Origin of the sequence: Aliinostoc sp. HNIBRCY26, assembly GCF_050235535.1 — a bacterium.
Classification (GTDB): Bacteria; Cyanobacteriota; Cyanobacteriia; order Cyanobacteriales; family Nostocaceae; genus Trichormus.
This window is the reverse complement of record NZ_CP189852.1, coordinates 2496982-2514157: the sequence shown is the minus strand read 5'-3', so window position 1 is coordinate 2514157 and position 17176 is coordinate 2496982. Positions and strand designations below refer to the sequence as shown.

The 17176-nt window shown below is 41.7% G+C and carries 12 protein-coding genes; 1 reads left to right on the top strand and 11 read right to left on the bottom strand.

The window, feature by feature from the left end; all coding sequences use genetic code 11:
* Positions 1-792: 792 nt before the first annotated feature.
* Positions 793-2154: a guanitoxin biosynthesis MATE family efflux transporter GntT gene (gntT, locus tag ACQFX9_RS10735; RefSeq protein ID WP_427161987.1), complete on the bottom strand. Its 1362-nt coding sequence runs from the start codon at positions 2152-2154 to the stop codon at positions 793-795.
* Positions 2155-2281: 127 nt separating this feature from the next.
* A complete protein-coding gene (locus ACQFX9_RS10730) occupies positions 2282-2404 on the bottom strand; it encodes a hypothetical protein (RefSeq protein WP_427161986.1) in 123 nt (40 codons plus the stop codon).
* A 129-nt stretch (positions 2405-2533) separates the two neighbouring features.
* Here ACQFX9_RS10730 and ACQFX9_RS10725 point away from each other — a divergent pair, with 129 nt between their 5' ends.
* On the top strand, positions 2534-3760 hold the full coding sequence (locus ACQFX9_RS10725) for an RNA-guided endonuclease InsQ/TnpB family protein (protein WP_427161985.1): 1227 nt from the start codon (positions 2534-2536) through the stop codon (positions 3758-3760).
* Position 3761: 1 nt separating this feature from the next.
* On the opposite strand, the gene ACQFX9_RS10720 is transcribed toward ACQFX9_RS10725, so the two are convergent.
* From ACQFX9_RS10720 to ACQFX9_RS10680, 9 genes are all read right to left on the bottom strand, one after another.
* Positions 3762-5363 carry an iron uptake porin gene (locus tag ACQFX9_RS10720; RefSeq protein WP_427161984.1) on the bottom strand — a complete coding sequence of 534 codons (1602 nt, stop codon included), beginning with the start codon at positions 5361-5363 and terminating at the stop codon, positions 3762-3764.
* Between the two features lie 161 nt (positions 5364-5524).
* Positions 5525-5761, bottom strand: a complete 237-nt coding sequence (locus tag ACQFX9_RS10715) for a CDGSH iron-sulfur domain-containing protein (RefSeq protein ID WP_236142485.1) — start codon at positions 5759-5761, stop codon at positions 5525-5527.
* A 511-nt stretch (positions 5762-6272) separates the two neighbouring features.
* A complete protein-coding gene (locus ACQFX9_RS10710; protein WP_427162855.1) occupies positions 6273-8054 on the bottom strand; it encodes an ABC transporter ATP-binding protein in 1782 nt (593 codons plus the stop codon).
* 98 nt (positions 8055-8152) lie between these two features.
* Complete coding sequence (locus ACQFX9_RS10705) at positions 8153-9946, bottom strand: ABC transporter ATP-binding protein (protein WP_427161983.1); 1794 nt, start codon at positions 9944-9946, stop codon at positions 8153-8155.
* Positions 9947-10105: 159 nt separating this feature from the next.
* Positions 10106-10261, bottom strand: coding sequence for a hypothetical protein (locus ACQFX9_RS10700; protein ID WP_427161982.1), 156 nt, complete (start codon positions 10259-10261; stop codon positions 10106-10108).
* A 3-nt stretch (positions 10262-10264) separates the two neighbouring features.
* A complete protein-coding gene (locus ACQFX9_RS10695) occupies positions 10265-10978 on the bottom strand; it encodes a rubrerythrin family protein (RefSeq protein ID WP_427161981.1) in 714 nt (237 codons plus the stop codon).
* A gap of 743 nt (positions 10979-11721) precedes the next feature.
* Positions 11722-12801, bottom strand: coding sequence for an alkene reductase (locus tag ACQFX9_RS10690; protein WP_427161980.1), 1080 nt, complete (start codon positions 12799-12801; stop codon positions 11722-11724).
* Positions 12802-12968: 167 nt separating this feature from the next.
* On the bottom strand, positions 12969-13709 hold the full coding sequence (locus ACQFX9_RS10685) for an SDR family oxidoreductase (protein ID WP_427161979.1): 741 nt from the start codon (positions 13707-13709) through the stop codon (positions 12969-12971).
* Between the two features lie 93 nt (positions 13710-13802).
* Entirely contained in the window at positions 13803-16976 is a 3174-nt protein-coding gene (locus ACQFX9_RS10680; protein ID WP_427161978.1) for an efflux RND transporter permease subunit, read from the bottom strand.
* Positions 16977-17176: the final 200 nt, after the last annotated feature.

Here is a 17176-nt window from a genome sequence, read left to right as displayed (position 1 = left end):
ATTAAGCTACGTGTGCCAAATATGAACTCAGCTTTTTAGCTTGATCATTATGCACACTGCCAACTCGACCATTTGGTATCAACAAAAGTTTGAAGCTACATTCCGGTTAATTTTTTTAAAGTCAGTTTTTCTGAATGACTCAAAAAATCATATTTGCATGAGGTGATGATTACTTGTGTAGATCGTCTGATATCACATTTATATGCAAAGGTGAGATACTAGAACGTATATAGTGATTTTTGGATGGTTGGTAATATATTTTATTCATTTAGGTTAATCGGTAAGTGGATTTCATTACTGAAATATCGAATGTCATTACCGAGGGAAAACACACAAACTAAAATAAGTATATCTGTAAAAGTCTTTACTTTTGCTTTACTAGTAATTATACATAGTAAATTTGGTTTAGAATCCATCAAATATTAATTCTTTTTGAATTTTTGATCTTGATTGATTTTTCTCATAGTTACACAGCTTTTTATACATCAATGTACTTTACTAAATGAGAGTTTACAATAAGACAATTTATTTTTGGGATTTTTTTTCCAACTTTACACTACCTTTACTGTGCATTTGGTCATTACTACATAAATCAATACAGCTTAGTTAAAAGTGGGTCAAACGAAGCAGGGGAGCAGGGAGCAAGGGGAAAAAGGGTTTGAGACTGACTTATAGAGATGTGCAGAGAAAGAGTCACTCATAGAGGAAATATGAGCAAATAACCTTTTTTAGTAATGATTCAGATTATTTCTCCCTCTGCTCACTCTGCACCCCAAAAAGATAGGATATTTTTTAGTTAGAAGTCCCTAATAAATCTGGGCTGGGTATTTTGCTTTCCAGTGTTTTCGGTAATTTCAAACCCAGAACCACAATCATAATACTCATGTAAGCAATTAAAGACACCCATAAGAGGTGATTGTTTTGCAGATACCAAGCTGTAGCCGCTAGTGGTGCAAAACCGAATCCAAAAGCTAAAAGTACGGCGTTGCGGATGGTTGCGCCTTCTTTTAAGCCGATAAAGTATCCTTCTAACATAAAAGCGATCGCAGTTAAAGCTAAAAGTGGCAGTAACCAAATCGCATAACTGCTAATGTGTTCGTTGACTTCTGTATGACTGGTTAGAATACCAAATACTGTATCTGGGAAAATCACAGCAGCGATCGCAAAACCCAGGGAAATAAATAAACTGGTGATCACAGAAATAGTTAACAGTGGTAACATCTTCTCTGTTGTGCCTTTACCCTGAAAATTTCCGGTTAAAGTTTGTGTGGTCAACCCTACACCTTGAATGGTGAACTGACTCAATATAGCAATTTGCAACAATAACCCATTTTCTGCTAAGGTAATCGTCCCCATTGTGGCACTCAAATTAGTAAAGATGGCATAGGTGGAAATTAGGATTAAAAATCGTACTAAAATGTTTGTCTTGAGGACAATAGTATCTTTTAACGCCAGCCAATCAAACACCTCTTCCAAGGCGGCGCGTAATTTTGACCATTCAATGGTGAAGCAAACACCCACTAACCCCGTCAACAGTGCTAAATATTGACTGATTGCTGTTGCTAGTCCTGCACCCATACTTTCCCAACCCCATTGGACAATCATTAAATAGTCCAACAGCACATTAGAACCATTGCCAATTAGAGATATGAGCAACACCAAACTATTCTTTTCTCGTCCTGTGAACCAACCAATTAAGACAAAGTTGAGTAACACCGCCGGAGCCGCCCAAATTCTTGCATAGAAATAATCTGTTCCAGAACTTTCAATTTCTGGTGAACCGCTTAAAATCCAAAAGCCTAGCTTTTGGATAGGGTATTGCAGCAACAGGATCACTAACCCCAGTCCTAGCGCAATTAAAGCACTCCGCATTCCTACTAATAATATGGTTTTGTGATCATCCATGCCCACAGCTTGAGCGGTGAGAGCATTGACACTAGAGCGTAAGAACTTTAACACGCGATAAAGATAGTCAAAAAGTATTGTGGCGAGGATAACTCCCGCCAGGTGACGGATATCTGCTAAATGACCTAAAAATGCGATATCAACAATCCCCGCGAGAGGAACCATCATGTTGGAAAGCACGTTAATGCTTGCCATTTTGTAAAATCGCGGTAAAAAGTCGTACTGGAGTGAGACTGCTGCAAATCTCATAATTTGACTGTACTGGAGTTATTGATGGAAATTGGAACTATTTTAGTGTAGTTGACTGGTAAACAAAAAAGTGTTGTGGGGAGTTAAGCCAACGGTGCAGCAATTTCGAGTCAGGCTTTGTCAGAAATTATTGTTTACCGTCCCAGGTGCGATCGCTATCCTCCAGCTTACCTGAATCGCCGTAAGTCCCCCACTGAATTCTGTACTCAGAATCAGTGGCGGGATATAAGGCGGGCTGCGACGATTGCATCTTTGACCATCAACAACCGCAGGTTGGTAAGGGAAAAGATGTATGAGGAGTAGCCAAATATTTTCCGGTTATGCTTTACTGCTAAATGTAGATAGTAGTAAGATATATAAATCAAGGAGGTGATATTGAGTGCTGCATAAAGCTGTTCAAGTTCGTTTATACCCATCAAAAGAGCAAGAGACACTGTTGGCGCAGGCATTTGGATGTTCTCGCTGGTGGTGGAATTACGCTCTAAATAAATCAATTGAGACTTACAAAGAGACAGGTAAGGGACTGGGACAATCAGCACTCAATGCGCTTTTACCCAATCTCAAAAAAGCAAAGGATACCAAGTGGCTGGCTGATTGTTATAGCCAAGTTTTGCAAGCCACAACTCTCAATCTAACGACTGCGTATAAGAACTTTTTTGATAAGCGTGCGGGGTTTCCTAGATTCAAATCTAAGCACGGTAAGCAGTCGATTCAATACCCACAAAACGTCAAAATCGTGGATGGTAATGTCAAACTTCCCGGTAACATCGGGATAGTTAGAGCCAAAATCCACAGACCAATTGAGGGGAAAATTAAAACCGTAACCGTCAGCAAGTCCCCATCAGGAAAGTATTTTGCATCTATCCTGACTAAATTGGAGGAAGATGCTCCAACGGTTGCAGAAGGCAAGATTTATGGTGTTGATTTAGGTTTGAAGCATTTTGCTGTTGTCACTGATGGCAAAAAGGTTTCTAAATACGACAACCCAAGACATATTGCCAAGCATGAGCGTAATTTGAAGCGTAAGCAGAAAAAATTAGCGCGTAAACAAAAGGGAAGTAATTCAAGGAATAAATATCGTAAAGTAGTCGCTAAAGTATACGAACTCTTAAGCAACTCGCGGCAAGATTTTTTACACAAACTTAGTTATAAGTTAGTCAGTGATAGCCAAGCTGTAATAGTAGAGAATCTTCATGTCAAAGGCATGGTTCGTAATCACAAACTAGCAAAAGCAATATCTGATGCTGGATGGGGAACGTTTACCAACTTCTTAGCCTACAAGCTAGAACGCAAAGGCGCGAAGTTGGTAGAAATCGACAGATGGTTCCCCAGTTCCAAGCTCTGTTCTAATTGTTTCTATCAGGTTAGCGAGATGTCACTGGATGTGAGGGAATGGACTTGTCCTCACTGTGGCGCACATCATGACCGCGACGGAAATGCAGCGATAAACATTAGAGCAGAGGGAATCAGGATGCTAAAGGCGGAAGGTTCAGCCGTCTCTGCTGTAGGAGGGGAGGTAAGACCAAAGATGGGGCGAAAGTCTCATCTGCGGCACTCCCCTGTGAGTACAGAAGCCCACACTGTACCGTCAGGTCGGTGTGGGTAGTTCACAAAGCAAATACTGTCCGCAAAGTGCCGGTGACAATTGTGCCGTTACTATCTTGATTACTGGGATGAGCTATTACCTGAATTAAAGGTGTAACTCGGATATGATCAGTCACAGGGAAGTTATAGAAAGCTTCAAAATTCATCTGTGTACTATCCCCCACAGCATTTTCGATGAAAGGTTGCCCAATTGCAATACCTGCGATCGCTCTTTCCATAAACAAATCTCGAAATCCTAACCCAGCCATCCAATAATGTGGATTGATATCACCTAAGCTGGTATCAGGATAACTAGCATAACCATAACGACCAAAAACACCCACACGATTATTCAACGCTAGGTCAAAATTGACACCCACACCATTAAAACTACTACCAAATAGCCTACCGCCACTATATTGCAAACGTACCGCCAAAGTTTTAGTAGGAGCATATTCCAGTTCTACAAAGCCTTGGTAGGGATCGCCAAACAAACCACCATTCGCACCACCGCCAGCTGTGGGGAATAAACGAATATCTTCAGCCGCACCACCACCAATTAATCTTCGGTTCTCTGGTAAGGAATCAGTGGCATCTCCTGCAACGTATAATGCTCTTAATTTCAAGGGACTGGCTTTTGGTTGCCAATTAATAAAAGCACCCGCCCCTGCTGGTCTAGGAAGTAATATATAGTTGTTCACTAAAGCTTGAGTAGAAAAGTCTAAAAAGCTGATGTTGGCATAACGATTTTGATCAACAAAATCAGGAGCAACAATTGCAGGGCCGATAGTAACTTGCAAATCTTCAACAGGTTTAAAAGTGTAGTACAACCTTCCTATACTTAATTGATCATTTCGCCCTGGAATAGAAAAATCTAAGGTACTCCCCAAATTTGGTTCAAGATATCCACCCGCGTTATCGTTTGCGCCATCACTACCTGTCACTAAGCGAACTTTTAATAAATCTGTGCCATAAAAACTGGTGTTTAAATCCAAACTGAGTCGATAAATCAAGGTTGCATTGGGGTCATTATCAGCAATTACCCTACCTCTGGGAGCAATAATTCTATCACCACCAAATCCCCCAACGTTGAATGCAAAGATAGCCTGACCCTGTAGTTTTGTCGTAGTGGAAAACTGATTACTTTCTAGTATTGCAGTTTGCCCTTCTAGGTTATCTACCCTTCCTCGCAATGTAGCTAATTCTGGTGCAAATATTGCTTGTAGTCGTTGTAATTTCTCTAAATCTTCAGATGCAACTAAATCTGATTTGCCGTTGCGAATTAACTCATTTACTTGCTCTAATACCGCATTGATCCCAGCCGCAAATTCATAGCGACTCATAGCACGGCTACCCTGAAAACTCCCATTGGGATAACCTGCAATGACACCGTAACGCTCAACTAACGACTGGAGAGCCTCAAAAGCCCAATCTTGGGGTTGTACATCTTGTAATTGGCTGACAGATGTAACTTGTTCTATGGTTGTTTCTGTTTCAGAATTATCAATGTCTACATTTGATTGAGCTAATGCGCTACTAACAGGAAAGATTAAACACAAACACCAGATTGATTTAACTAATATCAGCAAGGATATAGGAGAAAAAATAGATTTTTTTGCACTCATAGATAGGGGGTGAGATATTTTGAACTTCCCCCTGATGGGGCGATCATTGGGTTTTCATAGAAGTTACGCGCACAAAATTTTACAATTTATCGCCATCACTATTCTTGTCTATTATTGCTTTTTTATTCTCCCCTATACCCCTTATTGATAGCCCTTAAATTTTAGAGTGATTTATGGCTACCATCGCAAAAAGGTGCATTGTTAGTGTGTTTACACAGACATAGTGCAACCTGTTTTTCTTCTGTAATTTCAAAGGCTAATGGTATAAAATCTGTCCCTTTATGAGAACCATCACAAAAAGGTTGATTCGTAGACTGTCCACAACTACACCAAAAGTATTTACCTGGTTGTAGTTTTACAAGTGTAGGTTTTTTGTCAACAATTATAGGTTCAGACATGGAATTCCCCAAGATTATTGGTATTACTGGCAATGGCAATTAATTCTTAATTTTTTGTCTCATACCATTTTTTGTGAAGCTGCATCTATTTGTCCCCATCTGTCACAGTCTCCTTTTGGCAAGCTACGGTGTACACACAAGTTGTTGCATTCGACATTGTTAATGTATAGCGTGACATTGTTAATGTGTTGCCTGACATTACCAATGTATTGAGTAACATTGTTAATGTGTTGCCTGACATTGCCAATGTATCGAGTGACATTGTTAATGTATTGCCTGACATTGCTAATGTATCGACTAACTATTTTGTGTGTACACCTGCGAGGAACTACAGAGGAGTCTTGTTATGTGCATCTTCATACAGGATTGGGATCAAGAAGTTGCCATGTCTTAAAATTTACTTTGATAGTTTGGCTCAGGTCTTTTCTATTCTTGGGAAAAGTATTCTATTGTTGTAATTATGCTTAAATCCCCATTCACCGTTAACACTCAAAATCTCAAACTCGGAAGCTCAATGAACTTCCATTGTGGTTGTCGCACCTAATTGGAGAGCATAGAGATTAGCATAAACACCTTGTTGCTCAATCAGTTGAGCATGAGTCCCTCTTTCGACAATTTGACCTTGCTGCATGACTAGCACCTGATCAGCTTGGGTAACGGTGCTGAGACGGTGAGCAATGACGAAGCTGGTACGACCTTTTAATAAACGAGCGATCGCATCTTGTACTAGGGCTTCTGTACGAGTGTCTATGCTACTGGTTGCTTCATCTAAAATCAAGATGCGGGGATTAATTAACACCGCACGAGCAATACTAATCAGTTGTCTTTGTCCTTGGCTCAAAGGTGCGCCTCGTTCCCCTAACTGAGTTGTGTAACCTTGTGGTAGAGAAGTAATAAACTCATGTACATTTGCTAATTGCGCCGCCGCTTCAATTTCGGCTTGAGTAGCATAGGGCGCACCAAAAGCAATATTTTCCGCTACAGTGCCACTAAATAAAATATTATCTTGTAAGACAATGCCAATCTGACGGCGCAGACTCGCTTGTGTAACACTACGGACATCTATTCCATCTATTTTGACAGCACCATCAGAAACATCATAAAAACGCAATATCATATTAATGATCGTGGTTTTACCTGAACCAGTATGTCCGACTAATGCCACCATTTGTCCTGGATAGGCTTGTAAATTTACACCCTTCAGCACCATTTGGTCTGGGTTATAGCCAAACTTGACATTTTCAAAGATGACCTCACCTTGAATAGTAGGCATTTTCATCGCATCAGGAGCGTCTTGCAATAGCGATGGTTCATCTAACAACAGAAAAATTCGATCCAGTCCCGCCAAAGCAGATTGAGCTTGGGTGTAAAACTGACTGAGGATTTGGATGGGGCGAAAAAACTGCTGCACATACAATAAAAAGGATGTGACTACACCTACTGTTGCTCCTCCGGTAACGGCAAGATAACCGCCATAAGCTAATACACCTGCGGTAGCTAAAGTGTTGAGAAAATCAATTGATGGTAAAAAAGCTGAGGTAATCGCTACTGCTTCGACATTAGCATCACGATTAGCGGCGTTGAGTATGTCAAATTCTGCTATGTTAATGTGTACACGATTAAATGCCTGGGCTTCTCTGACACTGCCGATATCTTCTTCTAATTTGGCAGAAAGTTCGCCAATAGTTTGACGTGTCACGCGAAATTTACTCCTTGCCCATCGTGAAAACAAGCTAGTAGTAAAAATCATCAAGGGAACAACTAAGTTACTCAATAGACCAAGTTGTAGATTAATAGAGAGCATGGCAATGACAATACCAACCAAACTAAAAACGTTACCCAACATTTGAGCTACAGTTTGTCCAAAAGCTTGATTGACGGTATTTACATCATTGAGTAACCGACTCATTAAATCTCCAGCTTCACTACGGTCAAAAAAGCTGAGTGGTAGACTTTGAATTTTCAGAAAAATATCTTGTCTCAATTGCGCCAGCAATCGTTGCATAATCCAACCGACGCGAATAATTTGACCCCGAATTGCCCAGATACTAAAACCGTAAATTAAACCTAGTATGCCTAATAAAAGTAGTAACCCAGGTAAATTTCCCTTGACAATTAGATTATCAACTGACCAACCCAGTAAGAATGGCCCCAAAGCCTGAGTAGAAGCACCAATTAATACGAATGTCAGTGCAACGGGAATTTCCTTGCGAAAGGGTAAAAAGTATCGTAAAAAACGCCGGAGAGTTGACCTTTGCTGCGTTTTTTCTGGTTCAGATGCAATCACCGGAATTTACCTCTTAGTCAATAGTCAATAGTCAATAGTCAATAGTCATTAGTCATTAGTCATTAGTCATTAGTCAGCACTCAGCATCCATTACTTATTACTCATTACTTATTACTCATTACTCCCACGTCTTGTTTCTTCACTTGAGATTCTAAAATCGCTCCATAAAGTGGGCTGGTTTGCATTAATTCTTCGTGTGTGCCTTGGGCTACTAACTTTCCTTTGTCTATGAGAAAAATTCGGTCAGCGTTTTTGACGGTGCTAATGCGTTGGGCGACAACAAAAGTTACACAGGCTTTGCGGCGCATCATCTCATCTAATGCGGCTTGGATTTCGCTGGCGGTTTTGGCATCAACTGCCGAGGTACTATCATCCAAAATGAGAATACTGTAATCGGTAAGTAAAGTCCGCGCGATCGCAATTCTTTGTTTCTGTCCACCAGATAACCCTACGCCTTTTTCACCCACAATTGTCTCGTAGCCATCTGGCAAACTGCTAATGAAATCATGAATTTGGGCGGTTTTGGCTACCTCAATGACTGCTTCTAATGGTGCATTAGGTTTGGCATAGGCGATATTTTCGCGAATTGTACCCGCAAATAATGTACTTTCTTGAAAGACAATGCCAATGTGGTTTCTCAAGCTTTTGAGGGTAAAATTTCTGACATCTCTCCCATCAATACGAATCGCGCCCTCGGTGACATCATAAAAGCGGGGAATCAGGTTCATAACGGTACTTTTGCCTGAACCTGTCATTCCTAAAACGGCAATTAGCTCTTTGGGTTTGGTTTCAAAAGATACATTTTTTAAAGTTTCTGTGGCTGCACCAGGATAGCGAAAAGAGACGTTTTCAAAGGTGATTCTACCGCCACAGGTATCAAAGGCGATCGCATCTGGGCGATCGCTAATCTCGATTGTAGCGTCTACTACTTCGTAAACTCTTGTGGCGGAAGCAGCAGCTTGAGCGATCGCAGGTGCAGCAAAGCCAATCAGCAAAATGGGTTGAAAAATTAACACTAGGTAGGAGTTAAACGCCACTAGTTCGCCAATAGAAAACCTATTACCAATAACTTGCGCCCCACCATAACCAAACACCGCCAGCGTCACCAAGTTACTCAAAAGAAAGATAAACGGAAATGTATTGCGGATGGCGCGGATAGTCTTCATGTTGGCGGAGACTAATTCATCATTGAGCCTGGTGTAACGGGATTTTTCCGACGACTCTCGCACAAAGGCTTTGACGACTCTAATACCAATCAGATTCTCTTGTAATACAGCATTAAGATTACTAAGCTGTTCTTGTATTTGTCCAAACAATTTATCATTACCGATGACAAATCGCGCCATTAACCAAGAAGCTATCGGTACTACTGTCAGGGAAATTAAAGCTAATTCCCAATTCATCACCAGCAAAAGTACCGCCACCACCAGCAATGTTACAACTCCAGCTATGACTTGAATCAAACTAGTCCCGATAAATGTACGGACGAGTTCAATATCACTGGTGACGCGAGTTAATAGTTGTGATGTCTGGGACTGATCATGATAGCTAAAACTCAGATTTTGAATTTTGCTGAAAATTTTATTTCGTAAGTCATAGGCGACACCTTGAGATACGGCTTCTGCTAAATAACTTTCACCAAAACTAAATACACCACGCGCGATCGCCGCCACTACCATCCATGCTGCACTATATAAAACTATCTGTAAATCTCGCTTGGCAATTCCCTCGTCTATTCCCCAGCGAAATAGTTGCGGAGTTACCGCATAAACAACTGTCAAAAGTAATAAACTTAGCAAAGCCCCCAGAGAAATCAATCCATAATTTCTCAAACTCCCCAAAACACGCCAGATTGCTTGATTTGAGGAATTTTCCTGGGGTGGTGATGGTGCAATCACTGGAATTTCTCCCTGATCTGCTGTGAAAATTTTGTCTTAAGAACGAGTATGAAAGCTTACAAGGGAATAGGCAATATGTAATAGGGAATAATCCCTCGTGAGTGCTGAGTGATGAGTGCTGAGTGCTGAGTAATGAGTGGGAAGTGTAATAGTCATTAGTTATCCTTTTTCTCCCCCTGCTTCCCCTGCTTCCCCTGCTTCCCCTGCTTCCCCTGCTTCCCCTGCTTCCCCTGCTTCCCCTGCTTCCCCTGCTTTCTCTACCTTGTCCCCAATCCCCAATCCCCAATCCCCAATCCCCAGTCCCCAATCCTTCATCCTCTAGGCGGCCGTTTTTTCCTCAAGGGGAATAAATGTCTTTTTGGTAGCACCACAAATTGGACATTGCCAATCATCGGGAATTGATTCAAAGGTTGTGCCTGGGGCAATCCCAGAATCAGGATCACCAGTTACAGGATCGTAAATCATGCTGCATTGTCGGCAAATCCATTTACGGGTGTTGGGATCATCACTGGCTACTCTAGTTACAGGTTGTCCACCGTTAATCACTTCTAAAGCTTCAGTATAGCGATCGGCGTGGTAATTTTCGATGAATTTCAATAAGCCAAAACGGTGGGCGGCGGCGCGGAAAGTGTCGGCGTGTTCGCCAGATTCTTGCGCTTGCTTAAGAAATTCTTCGGCGGCGGGATTGTCGCGATCGCGTTGGGCTGCGGCGGCAAAATCAGGATACATGGTAGTGTATTCGTAAGTTTCGCCCTCAATGGCTAAAGATAAGCAACGAGAAACAATTTCCCGCTTTTGTTCATCAGTCAAAGCTGCTGGATCTTCCACCACTAATTCTGGGTGTAACAACTCAAAGTGAGCAAAGGCGTGTTCAGTTTCCTGTTCTGCGGTTTCACGAAATAGTTTGGCTAAATCTTTAAAACCCAGTTTACGCGCTACTTCGGCAAAAAACAGATATTTCCGGTTTGCCATTGATTCGCCACCAAAAGCAGCTTCTAGATTTTGCAGAGTAGTAAAGTTTGAAAGATCCATAATTTTTAGATACCTGAAAAGTAATATCTATGGGTAAAGTCTGGACTCAAAAATTGAGTGTATGAACTAACAATTGTATAACTTACAACTTTTTATCCAAATTTTTCAGTCCATCTTTATTTACCTGTTTTGTAAACCGCGACAGGAAAATTGCCGTATCAGCATGGTAAATCACTCCCAAAACAAATGCACCTAACGAGTAGGTGCAATGATTAGGCAATTATGGAATTAATACTACTATGTAAAACCAAGTAAGTAATAACTCAGGAGATAACTGAGTTTATCTGAATCCTCAAGAAAATATTTCAGTAAATTTACTGATTTTTGCGTTAAATACTTTAAAAAAACTAATCATAAGTGTTTTTACCATTAGCAAATTTTCTTAAGTAATAAATCTTAAATTTTTGTTGTATCAATAAGAATCTCTTTTCAAGAAAAAACCTCTCTTGAGCAAGAAAGGTTTTTGACGATTGATTTAACACAAAAGGACTAAAGTCCTTACTACGAAATGAATCATAGTATTTTTACGTTACTTAACAAAATTTAGGGGTTTAAATCCCTGCTACAACACTTAATTGCTTTAGCGAAGCGGGACGTACCCCTCCGGGGAAACAAGCTACGCGTTAGCGTCTCGGAGAGAAGTCCATTGCGTTAGCGTAGCGGGACGTTAGTCCATTGCGTTAGCGAAGCGGGGCGTTAGCCCATTGCGAATTGGTTTTTTCAAGTTGTTCTACTTGGTCGTGCTATTCAATCTCAGCTAAAAAGGGATAATCAGTATATCCTGTGGCTTCTGCTCCGTAGAATGTTCTGGGATCTGGGGTATTTAATTCGGCGTTAAGTTTGAATCTTTGGGGTAAGTCGGGGTTAGCAATAAACAATTTGCCAAACGATACTAAATCTGCATCGTTTTTGCTGAGAATGTTGTCTGCGGTTTCGTGATCATAACCGCCGTTGGTAATTAATGTACCTTGGAAGATTTGGCGGAAATGGGGCGTGACGGGATTTATCACTTCACGAGTTGATAAATCCACTTCGTTAGGTTCCATCATGTGAACATAGGCTAAATCGAATGGATTAAGGGCTTTCACTACATAACTAAATGTTTCTTTGGGGTTGGAGTCGTACATCCCGTAGAAAGTGTTACTAGGAGAAAGTTTAATCCCGACTCTACCGCCTCTTACAACACTACTAACTGCTTCTACTACTTCTAATACAAAGCGGCTGCGATTTTCTACTGAGCCGCCATATTCATCGATACGCTGGTTTGAACCGTCTTGGATAAATTGGTCGATTAAATAGCCGAATGCACCGTGTAATTCTACACCATCGAAGCCAGCAGCTAAAGCATTGACTGCACCTTGACGGAATTGTTCGACAATTTCGCCGATTTCTGTAATTTCTAAAGCGCGGGGAGTTTCTAAAGCTACTTTACCGACGGGTGTGTGCAGTGAGCCTACGCCAGCGATCGCACTTGGTGCTACTGGTAATTCTCCACCTAATAAAGCAGGATGACCAACTCTCCCAGAATGCCACAGTTGCACAAAGATGCGTCCCCCTTTTTCATGAACTGCATCTGTGACTAATCGCCATCCGTCAATTTGTGCGTCTGTGTAAATCCCTGGACAGTTGATATAGCCTAAACTTAAGGGTGAAATGGCTGTACATTCCGTCACAATCAATCCTGCACTGGCTCTTTGAGCATAATATTTTGCCATCAGTGCATTTGGGATGTTGTCTATTGCCCGTAAGCGCGTCATGGGAGCCATAACAATCCGGTTCGGTAAAGTGTATGACCCTAGTTGAACTGGTGTGAATAGGTTCATGGTTTGGGGAATTAGGAATTGGGCATTGAAACTCGAAGTTTCTCGTTGTAATGAATGTTCGTGTTTTCAACTCGAATTTTCTGGCTTTAAACAAAAATAGTCTTGTTTAAAACGAAAATATTTTTGGTCTTACCTTTAATAGACGTAAATCAAAGTTCTTGCTTAGTTTAGATAATCCCGCCGTTGACGCGAATGTTCTGAGCAGTTATCCATCTAGCTGCATCACTGGCTAAAAAAGCTACGACATCAGCTATTTCTTGAGCATCGCCCAATTTACCAAAGACAGCCATTTGAGATAAACGATTGATTTGTTCTTCTGTTTTGCCGTCTAAAAATAATTCTGTAGCTGTGGGGCCTGGTGACACTACGTTCACGGCAATATTTTTCGCGCCTAACTCTTTTGCTAACACTCGTGATATCTGTTCGACTGCACCTTTGGTTGCTACATACGCGCTATAAGTAGGTAGCATCAAAGCGGTAGTAGATGAGGAAAAGTTAATAATTCTTCCCCCTTCTGTCATATGGCGTGCAGCTTGCTGACAGGCGAAAAAAGTACCTTTGACGTTGACTGCATAAATCTTGTCAAAGTCTGCTTCTGTAATTTCTGTGATGGGTTTATAAATGATTGTTCCGGCATTGTTGACTAAAATATCAACTTTGCCAAATTGAGACATAGTTTCTGCAAATAATCTCTCAATATCAGCTACTTTACTGACATCTGCTTGCACGGCGATCGCCTTAACTCCCATTTTGTCGATTTCTGTGACGACTTCTTGGGCTTTATCGGCTCTCCCTGCATAGTTTACCACTACGGATGCGCCTTGACTGGCTAAAGTCAGTGCGATCGCTCGTCCAATTCCCCGTGATGCACCTGTCACAATTGCAACTTTCCCAGCTAAACCTGTCATGTTGCGTTGCTCCGTATTCAAAATTCAACATTAACAATACCCCTAAATAAATTTAAAAGCTTGTCTGTTTTTGACAAACAAAAAAGGTGAAATTTAGTGGCGGTTAACAGAGGGAATTTTGTCTTCTGGATGAGAACCCGTAAGGGGAGGCTGACGACGGGGTTTGATGCGATCGCGCATTTTACTAATCACTATATATAGTATTGGCACGACAAACAAACTTAAGAATGTTGCCACGGACATTCCGCCAAATACGGCTGTCCCCAAGGATTGACGACTGGCTGCACCTGCACCAACGGCAATTAATAAGGGAAAAATTCCCAATAGTGTAGACAATGCTGTCATCAAAATCGGGCGGAGGCGTTCTTGTGCTGCTTGAATGGCGGCTTTAGTGATGGGTAAGCCTTGATCACGCAGTTGGTTAGCAAATTCCACAATCAAAATTGCGTTTTTACTGGCTAAACCAATGAGCATGACTAATCCCACCTGACAAAAGACATCGTTACTCAAACCCCGCAATGATTGGGCTATTAATGCTCCCAAAATTGCTAAGGGGACGGACAGCATAATAATTAAGGGGTCTACATAGTTTTCGTACTGGGCGGCTAGTACCAAAAATACGAAGACTAATCCTAAACCAAAAATTAGCGGTGCTTGTCCCCCAGAAGTTTGTTCTTCGGTGGTGATTCCTGACCATTCATAACCCATACTGGCTGGGAGGACTGTTTGAGCTAAGTTTTCCATTGCGGTGATCGCTTGTCCTGAACTGAAGCCAGGTGCAGCACTGCCGTTGATTTCTATCGACCGGAACAGGTTATAGTGGTTGATAGTTTGCGCGCCGGTTGTAGGTGTTAACTTAACTAAGTTACTCAAGGGAATCATTTTCCCAGTCTGGGAACGCACATATAACTTACCGATGTCCCCAGGTTCAGAACGGAACTTGGCATCAGCTTGCACATATACCCGATAGGTGCGTGAGAGAAAATTAAAGTCGTTGACATATTGCGAACCCATATAACTTTGCAAGGTTTTAAATACATCATCTACGGGGACTTGTAAAACTTTAGCTTTGTTGCGGTCTACGGTGATTAACATCTGGGGTGTGTTGGCGTTAAAGGTACTAAACACACCTTGTAATCCAGGGGTTTGATTACCTTGTGCAATGATTTTTCCCATGACTTCCAACATGGTGTTTAAATCGGTAGTTCCTGATCTATCTTGCAGTTGGAATTGGAAACCACCGAAATTTCCCAAGCCGTCAATTGATGGCGGGTTGACAGGAAAAATCCGCGCTTCGGGAATGTTAGATAATACTCCCTGCAACTTGTCAATAATAGCGTTAGCTGACTGTCCTGGTTGCTGGCGTTCATCCCAAGGTTTGAGAGTGGTAAAAATTACACCACTATTAGCTGTATTACCGCTAAAACTAAAACCACCGAGCGCGAAAGTACCAGTTACTTCCGGTAATTTCAGCATTTCCGTTTCTACCTCAGTCATGACTTTGCTAGTGTAATTGAGAGAAACCCCCTCTGGTGCTTGAATAATGGTGATGAAATAACCTTGGTCTTCATCAGGGATAAAGGCTGTGGGGACGGTGACATATAGCCAACCTGTGAATACTAAGGAGGCGACAAATAGACCAATGACGATCGCTCGCACACGGTGTAAAAAATGCAGCGATCGCTCATATTGTCTCTGCATTGCCTCTAAAAACCAATTAATCCGTCCAAAAAACCAGCCAAATAACCCCCGTGGTTTGGGTTTGGGGCGGAGTAATAAAGCTGATAATGTGGGGGTAAGAGTAATTGCCAAAAAGGTGGAAATGCCAATAGAAAAGGCGATAGTTAAAGCAAACTGGCGATAGATTTGACCAGTTGCACCAGGGAAAAAAGCCACTGGTACAAACACTGCCATTAATACTAATGATGTCGCAATTACTGCCCCGAATAACTCCCGCATTGTTGCCGAAGCGGCTTGACGGGGTGACATTCCCTGGTTTTGAATCAAGCGGGAGACATTTTCGACAACAATAATGGCATCATCTACTACCATCCCTGTAGCGAGAGTCATCCCAAACAGGGTCAAGGTATTGATAGAAAAACCAAAAACCTTAATGAAAGCGAAAGTCCCAATCAACGACAGAGGAATAGTAATAACGGGAATCAGGGTAGTGCGCCAGTCTTGGAGGAAGAGAAATATTACCAAAACAACGAGAGCGATCGCCTGTAGGAGAGTAATCACCACTTCTACTAAAGACGCTTCTACAAAGTCAGTGGTATCAAACGCCACTTGATATTCCATCCCTGGGGGAAAACTTTTCGCCAAGCGTGCCATTTCTAAGCGTACAGCTTTAGCGACTTCTATGGCGTTACTCCCAGGTAAAGGAAATATCCCCATCCCTACGCCTTCTTTTCCTCGAAAACGCAGGAAAGAATTATAGTTTTCTGCTCCTAATTCTGCCCGTCCGATATCCTTGAAGGTAATCAGCGAACCATCTGCACCCGTTTTTAGGACAATATTTTCAAATTCCGAGACATCAGTTAATCTACTGACTGCCATTAAATCAATTTGATACATCAAATCAGACGGAACTGGTGGCTGACCGATTTGTCCTGCACCGATTTGAATATTTTGTTCATCTAGGGCATCAATCACATCTTGGGCTGTCAAATTACGACTAGCCAAGCGATTAGGATCAAGCCAGAGACGCATCGCATAACGACGTTCCCCAAAAATCTGCGCCTCACTGACACCATCAATTCTTTTGAGGGCATCAACTAAATATAAGTCAGCGTAGTTACTTAAAAATATATTGTCGTATTCTTGGCGATCGCTATACAAACCCATCGCCAGTAAAAGATTATTAGATTGTTTCCTCACAGTCACCCCAGTACGCTGCACTGCTTCTGGTAACTGTGATTGTGCCAGAGAGATGCGATTCTGCACATCAACAGCCGCAATATCCTTATCCCGTGACGCGTCGAAGGTGACAGTAATCGTACTAGTACCATCATTGCTACTGCTAGAAGTCATATACTTCATGCCTTGCACCCCATTAATTTGGCGTTCCAAGACACTAGTCACCGTCTTTTCTACAACTTCCGCACTTGCCCCAGTGTAGTTAGCATTAACAATAATCTGTGTAGGACTAATTTCAGGATATCTATCAGTCGGTAGCGTGGGGATACTAATTGCACCCACCAAAAAAATGATAATGGCGCAGACGCTGGTAAATACTGGTCGTTTAATAAAAAAGTTAACAAACATATTTTAGGGGTTGGGGATTGGGGATTGGGGATTGGGAACTGGGCATGGGGCATAGGGAATTGGGCATTGGGCATGGGAGTAAAAATTTACCTTGTCTACCTTCTGATTTCCCAGCCCCAGCCTCAGAAAAAGTAAAAAGTAAAAATGCAAAAGAATCTTTTCCTTTCTTTTTACTTTTGCTTTTTGCCTTTATCCCCAGT